Raw genomic sequence first — 6,436 nt, 5'->3', positions numbered from 1 at the left:
ACCAGCCCCAGTACTACGAACCGCGGGGCGACCGCACTACGGCGTGATCTGTAGTGGGTGGTGCGTGACAGGAAGGTGTCCATCCACGTCCGGGCGCACTCCAAGGCCACGTTGAGCGGGATCGGCGGCAAGTACTACTCGGTGTACTTCAAGTCCGGCACCGACTGGGACGCCGCTCGCCGGGGCTTCACCGAGAGCTGCTCCTACGAGCAGTTCCTGCAGCTTTTCGACCCGCGGAGCAACTGGCAGATCAGTCTGGAGAAGACGAGCCACGGCAACGCCCTCACCGACAAGGTCCCCGCCTTCTAGCCGCCCGAGGCGGCGATGAGATCCTGGGGCGATGCGGACGACGTACCGGATGCGGCCTGGGCGGTTCCTGGGGATCCTGGCTGCTGGGCTGATCATTCTCGGGATTGCCGCGATCTTCTGGGCGGTCGGGTTGCCGTCCGCCGTGGTGGCGGTGTTCGCGGTTCTCGGCGGGCTGGTCGTGCTGGCCGGGCTGTGGATCCTCGCGCGGCCTCCGGTGCTGCTGAGGCTCGGGTCCGACACGATCAACGTCCGCGGGGTCAAGACCGGCTGGACCGACATCACCGAGGTGGGCAAGGTCCGGAGCACTCATGGCGAGGCGCTGGCGCTGCGGACGAAGTACAAGGACGGGACGATCCTGGTGCCGCTGAACTGGCTGGCTCCGGCGCGGGTGGGGAAGCTCGAGACCGACGTACGGGACCGGTTGAACCAGGCGCACGGTTACACCATTTGGGACGGCACTGCCGGCGACCCGCACGACAAAGCAGAATGACGATGTTCGTTTGAGCTGACAAAGGGAGCCCGGGTTCGTGTTGTCCTTCGAGATGTCGTATGAGGAACTGATCGCCTACCAGGGGACCAACCCCCGGCCGGAGGATTTCGACCAGTTCTGGGAGAAGTCGCTCGCCGAACTGGCCGGGATCGACCCGGAGGCCGAGTTCGCCCCGGCGACCGATTTCCCGCTCCCGTTCGCGAAGACCGAGCACCTGTACTTCAACGGCACCGGCGGCTACCGGGTGCACGCGAAGGTGATCCGCCCGCACAACGCCGAGGGACCGGCCGTGCTGATGTTCCACGGGTACGGCGGTGAGCAGCCCAAGTGGATCGACCTGCTCCCGTACGCCGCACGCGGGTTCACCGTGGCCGCGCTCGACGTCCGCGAACAGGTGGGTTTCCGGACCGACTCGCAGCAGCCGAACAGCTTCTCCCTGCACAACCACCTGGTGGAAGGCGTCGACGACGGGCCGGACGGGCTCCTCTACAAACACGTCTTCCTGGACACCCGCAGGCTCGCGGACCTCATCCGCGGTCTGCCCGAGGTGGACGCCTCCCGCGTCGCGAGCACCGGGTGGAGCCAGGGCGGAGGGCTGAGCCTGGTCTGCGCAGCGCTCACACCGGAGATCAAGTACGCCGCGAGCGTGTACCCGTTCCTGGTGGACTACCAGCGAGCCTGGGAACTCAACCTGGACAAGGGCCCGTACAACGAGATCACCACCTGGTTCAAGAAGCGGGACCCCCGGCACCTTCGGGAACAGGAGGTCTTCACCACCCTCGGGTACATCGATGTGCAGCACCTGGCGTCCCGGATCCGCTCCGAGGTGACGCTGTTCGTCGGGCTCGAGGACCAGGTCTGCCCGCCGTCGACGCAGTACGCGGTCTACAACAAGCTCACCGCGCCCAAGGACCTCCGCACCTACCCGGACTTCGGCCACGACGACCTGCCCGGCGCAATGGACGACATCTACCAACTCATCGGCTCGAAACTCTGACCGGCCGTGTGATGCGGACCGCCTTGTGGTGGCGGCCCGCATCACCCTCGTTGAACCCTTGGTAGACCTGCAGTACCCACCATCACCTGGTTGGTGAGTACTGCGCGTCCGCCTGGCTCAGTTCGCTTCCTTACCCGCCCAGTAGTGCCACGTTGGAGACGCCACTGGAGACCGGGTCAGACCGTCCGGCCAGGTGGCCGGCAGGTCATGACTTCGGGCCGCGTAGAGAATCACCTCCGATGCCGTCCGGTCGCCACGGATGGCGACCCGAGCGGCCGTCTCGGCCCGCATGTCGGAGAGATAGTGGATCGCCGGCAGGTACTCCGCACTCAGCCGGGGGCTGAGCCGCCCGACCGGCTCGTCGTCCAGCCTGACCTCCACCACCATCCGATGTCGGTCGTGGACCCCGTCGTCTTCCTCGACCGCCTGCATCGTGCCGTAGGCCCAGCACTCGCCTTCCGCCCGGAAGAACGGCGCCAGCACCTCCGGCCTTACCTCACTGCCCGGTACTACGATCCCGCTGCCCGGCGGCAGCAGGTGGAAACTCCCGGGCGGTGGCAGGTTCACCGGGACCAGCATGTGCGGCTGGCCCAACGCGACTGCCACGCTGGCGTGGAACTCCGTGCCGCTCTTGCCTTCCCAGTCGGCCGGCTCCCACTCACTGACCCACAGATGGCACGGAACCTGCGGTTGCAGGCCTTGCGCCACCAGTTCTGACAGCACCGGGTGGTACCGGTGCGCGTCGTCCCGCGGCAGGTAGCCGACCACCTTGCCCTGCACCCGAACGGCGATCGAGCGCGGGTCGAAGCGGTTGTACGGTTCCGGGACGAGATCTGCGTCGGTGTCCAGATCTGCTCCTCGCGCCGGGATGGGATCAGGAAACAGGCAACGGATCGCCTGCTCGTGCGGAACCTCCCGCACGACCTCCTGTCCGCACCACAGGGCGTCTCCCCACAGACTGAACGGAATCGGTTCCATATATGTGCCCTCCAGTCCCCGTTGACCGGTTTACTCGGCTCATCCCGTCCAGGACCCTGGCCGTTACACCGAGTGAGCGTATGAGAACTAGACTGCCCAGGCCGGAGCCGTTTCACGCATGAAAAAAGGACCTGTTGTGCAACGGTGTCCGATCGGTCCGCACTCTGGACGCACAGTGTCTTGTGGTGCGAGAGAATCGCTGAAGATCGTGCATATGCACGCGAAGGAGCGCCATGCAGGGCAGTAATTCAGTCGCTCGATCGACCGTCGACGCGCAGTCGATCGAGGACGCGGTGAAGCGACTCGACGGGGTCGCGGTCAGGACCCCGTTGCAACGCAACTCGCGACTCTCCGCACGCACCGGCGCTGAGGTCTGGCTGAAGCGCGAGGACCTGCAGATCGGCCGGTCCTACAAACTCCGTGGCGCGTACAACCTGATCGCGCAACTCGACGAGCCCTCGAAGAAGGCCGGCGTCCTCTGTGCCAGCGCCGGAAACCACGGCCAGGGCCTGGCGTACTCCTGCCACATCCTCGACGTGCACGGTCGCGTCTACGTCCCCCGTACTACGCCTCGCCAGAAGCGGGACCGGATCGCAGCCCTTGGAGGCAAGCAGATCGAGGTCATCGTGACAGGCGACTCGTACGACGACGCGGCCGCCGCTGCGCTTGCCGAGGCGACCGCGACCGGAGCAACGCTCGTTCCTGCCTTCGACGACCCCAGAACCGTTGCAGGGCAGGGAACAGTCGCCGTCGAACTGGTGGAACAACTCGGTGCCGCGCCCGACGTACTGGTGGTTCCGGTCGGTGGTGGTGGGTTGATCGCCGGGGTCGCAGCGTGGTTGAAGGAGCGGCATCCCGGAGTACGGATTGTTGGAGTGGAGCCGGCAGGTGCGGCCAGCATGGCGGCTGCGTTGGCTGCTGGTGAGCCGGTGACGTTGCCGCACCTGGACAGCTTTGTGGACGGTGCCGCTGTTCGGCGGGTCGGCGAGGTGACGTTGCCGGTGGTTTCGGCAGCGCGGGTTGAGATGACGTCGGTCCCCGAAGGGCTGGTGTGCTCCGAGATGCTGGAGCTCTATCAGACGGACGGGTTGATCGCGGAGCCTGCAGGTGCCTTGTCTGCGGCGGCTCTTGGCAACGCGGTCGAGGTGAAGCCCGGCGAGACAGTCGTTTGCTTGCTGTCCGGCGGCAACAACGACGTGAGCCGGTACGGCGAGATTCTCGAACGGTCGTTGGTGCATGAAGGTCTGAAGCACTACTTCCTGGTGACGTTTCCGCAGGAGCCGGGGGCTTTGCGGTCGTTCCTCGACGGCGTACTCGGGCCGGACGACGACATCACCCTGTTCGAGTACGTGAAGCGCAACAACCGCGAGACCGGCGTCGCCCTGGTCGGCATCGAGATCGGCCGCCCGGGCGACCTGTCGATCCTGCTGCAGCGGATGGACGCGGCGCCGCTGGACATCGAGCGGATCAAACCGGACTCGGCCGAGTTCCGCTACCTGATCTGAGCTTCGGCCGCGCACCCCGGTCCGTTGATGAGAACTCTCTAATGTCCGGTTCATGCGGTTCACCCGAATGGGATCGCAGACTGTCAGCATGCGATCTCCGCGCCTGATCTACCTCGCCGTCGCCGTGGTGCTGTCAGTGACCGGTTTCGCGCTGACCCGATTCCTGGCGGACCGGTCCTCCCCCGGCCTGGGCGAAACAGTCATCATCCCGGCCGGCTCGAGCGACGCGACCACACCCACCACGCCGCGACCGTCGTCTGTTCCCACTACGCCAACGACTGGTCCCACTACGCCGCGGCCATCGACTGTTCCCAGCATGCCCCGTACGGCGTCGGCTGCTCCGACCAAGCCGGGCGCCGATCCGGTCCGGCCGGCCGCTCCCCCCACCGCCGGCGATGACGACGACGATGACGATAGCGGCGGGGATGGCGATGACTGACGGCCGGTGGTCGCGCTGAGGCGTCCTGTCGTCAGCGCCCGGCTGCGGATCATCGGCTGGCTGCTCGGGGTGCTCGCGCTGGCGCTTACCGCGGTGGTCTTCCTGGGCTGGCAGGTCCTCTCGGCGCGCTCGAACTCGGCCGCGGACACCGAACTCACGCACGAGGCAGCCAAGTTCCGCGCCTTCGCGGCCTCGGACACCGCCGCCGCGTTCAGCACGCCCGAGGAGGTCCTCGACTACTGGCTGCAGAACAATCTGCCGGACGGTTCGGAGGCCTTCTTCACCGTCATCGACGGCGATCCACACCACCGGAGCCAGGGGTCACCACCAGCGCGCCTCGACCTGGACGAACCCTTCGTCCAGCGGATCGCCGGCGCCACCACCCCGCAGTACGGGTGGGTCACCAGCACCGCCGGCGAGGTCCGGTACGGCGTGATCCCGGTGCAGATGGGGTCCGAGCCGGTGCGGGCGCAGCTGGTCGTGCTGGAATTCCGGGACATGCTCGCCAAGCCGCTGGAGGACGCCGCGAAGGCGCTCGCCGTCATCGGGGCGATCACCCTGGCGATGGCCGCGGGCGCCTGCTGGCTGGTCGCCGGGCGGGTACTCGCCCCGATCCGGCAGGTGCGGACCACCGCCGAGCAGATCGGTGAGTCGGACCTGCGGCGGCGGATCGAAGTGGTGGGCAACGACGACGTGGCCCAGCTGGCGCGGACCTTCAACACCATGCTGGACCGGCTGGAGAACGCCTTCCTGGGGCAGCGGGAGTTCGTCGACAACGCGGGGCACGAACTGCGGACGCCGATCACGGTGATCCGCGGCCATCTGGAACTGATGAGCGACGATCCCCGCGACCGGGCGCAGACGCGGGCGCTGGTGCTGGACGAACTCGCCCGGATGAACCGGATGGTCGACGACCTGCTGGTGCTGGCGAAGAGCGGCCGGCCAGACTTCCTCAGCGTCGAGCAGGTCAACCTGACCGAACTCGTGATCGAGGTGGTCGCCAAGTCTCGTCCGCTGGCCGATCGGTCCTGGCGCGTGGACGAAGCCGCCGACGCGACAATCGTCGCCGACGGTCAACGCCTGACCCAGGCGCTGATGCAACTGGTCTCGAACGCGATCCGCCATACTGCGGCGGCCGACCGGATCGGCGTCGGATCCCGGCTCGTCACCGACGACTTGACCGTTGAGCTTCCGGTCGCCGGCGGTGTTCACCAGTTCGGCCGGCGCCGGGATGGTTCCGACGGTCGAGAGGATGGTGGTGATCGGGTGGTGCTGTGGGTGGCGGACTCCGGGGTGGGGGTGGCGGAGGAGGATCGGGAGCGGATCTTCGAGAGATTTGCCCGGGGCAACGATCAGCGCAGAACCGAGGGGGCGGGACTCGGACTGGCGATCGTCCGGTCGATCGCGCGGGCCCATGGTGGCGACGTACGCCTGGTCGAGCAACCTGGCCCTGGCGCCCGTTTCGAACTCGATCTGCCGGCCGGACAGCTCGTGCTGCCGACCACTGAGGACGACGCCATCACCGTGGAACTGGAAGCACCAGCCCAGGCGGCGCGATGGGCTGCTGGGGAGGTGGAGCGGTGAACCGGATTCTGATCGCTGAGGACGAGGAGCGGATCGCCTCGTTCGTCGAGCGTGGGTTGCGGAGCAACGGGTTCCTGACCACGATCGTGGAGGACGGCGAGACGGCGTACCAGGAGGCTGTCAGGGGCGGGTAC

The 6,436-nt window shown here is 67.1% G+C and carries 7 protein-coding genes; 6 read left to right on the top strand and 1 reads right to left on the bottom strand.

The features are described from left to right. The first annotated feature begins 57 nt into the window (after positions 1-57). Genes VFG33_RS17395 through VFG33_RS17385 form a run of 3 tightly spaced genes read left to right on the top strand, consistent with a single transcriptional unit; the run spans position 58 to position 1,796 of the window. Entirely contained in the window at positions 58-309 is a 252-nt protein-coding gene (locus tag VFG33_RS17395) for a hypothetical protein (protein WP_325053930.1), read from the top strand. A gap of 31 nt (positions 310-340) precedes the next feature. Next, positions 341-799: a hypothetical protein gene (locus VFG33_RS17390; protein WP_325053929.1), complete on the top strand. Its 459-nt coding sequence runs from the start codon at positions 341-343 to the stop codon at positions 797-799. A 37-nt stretch (positions 800-836) separates the two neighbouring features. After that, the gene (locus VFG33_RS17385) at positions 837-1,796 is read left to right on the top strand and encodes an acetylxylan esterase (protein WP_325053928.1); all 960 of its coding nucleotides are present in this window, start codon (positions 837-839) and stop codon (positions 1,794-1,796) included. 117 nt (positions 1,797-1,913) lie between these two features. Here the strand turns inward: VFG33_RS17385 and VFG33_RS17380 are convergent, their stop codons facing one another. Further along, a complete protein-coding gene (locus tag VFG33_RS17380; protein ID WP_325053927.1) occupies positions 1,914-2,774 on the bottom strand; it encodes a hypothetical protein in 861 nt (286 codons plus the stop codon). A 233-nt stretch (positions 2,775-3,007) separates the two neighbouring features. On the opposite strand from VFG33_RS17380, the gene ilvA reads away from it, so the two are divergent. From ilvA to VFG33_RS17365, 3 genes are all read left to right on the top strand, one after another. Continuing rightward, positions 3,008-4,279, top strand: a complete 1,272-nt coding sequence (gene ilvA / locus VFG33_RS17375; protein WP_325053926.1) for a threonine ammonia-lyase IlvA — start codon at positions 3,008-3,010, stop codon at positions 4,277-4,279. Positions 4,280-4,367: 88 nt separating this feature from the next. After that, on the top strand, positions 4,368-4,718 hold the full coding sequence (locus VFG33_RS17370; RefSeq protein ID WP_325053925.1) for a hypothetical protein: 351 nt from the start codon (positions 4,368-4,370) through the stop codon (positions 4,716-4,718). Between the two features lie 6 nt (positions 4,719-4,724). After that, positions 4,725-6,302 carry a sensor histidine kinase gene (locus tag VFG33_RS17365; RefSeq protein WP_325053924.1) on the top strand — a complete coding sequence of 526 codons (1,578 nt, stop codon included), beginning with the start codon at positions 4,725-4,727 and terminating at the stop codon, positions 6,300-6,302. Positions 6,303-6,436 lie beyond the last annotated feature (134 nt).

Source organism: Kribbella sp. (assembly GCF_035687465.1).
GTDB lineage: Bacteria > Actinomycetota > Actinomycetes > Propionibacteriales > Kribbellaceae > Kribbella.
Note: the sequence above shows the minus strand (reverse complement) of the source record. Positions and strands in the feature narration are given on the sequence as shown.

Bases quoted from the DNA above. Each gene is read 5' to 3' on its own strand.
- VFG33_RS17370 (WP_325053925.1), top strand. From the start codon at position 4,368: ATGCGATCTCCGCGCCTGATCTACCTCGCCGTCGCCGTGGTGCTGTCA.
- VFG33_RS17380 (WP_325053927.1), bottom strand. From the start codon at position 2,774: ATGGAACCGATTCCGTTCAGTCTGTGGGGAGACGCCCTGTGGTGCGGA.
- ilvA (WP_325053926.1), top strand. From the start codon at position 3,008: ATGCAGGGCAGTAATTCAGTCGCTCGATCGACCGTCGACGCGCAGTCG.
- VFG33_RS17390 (WP_325053929.1), top strand. From the start codon at position 341: ATGCGGACGACGTACCGGATGCGGCCTGGGCGGTTCCTGGGGATCCTG.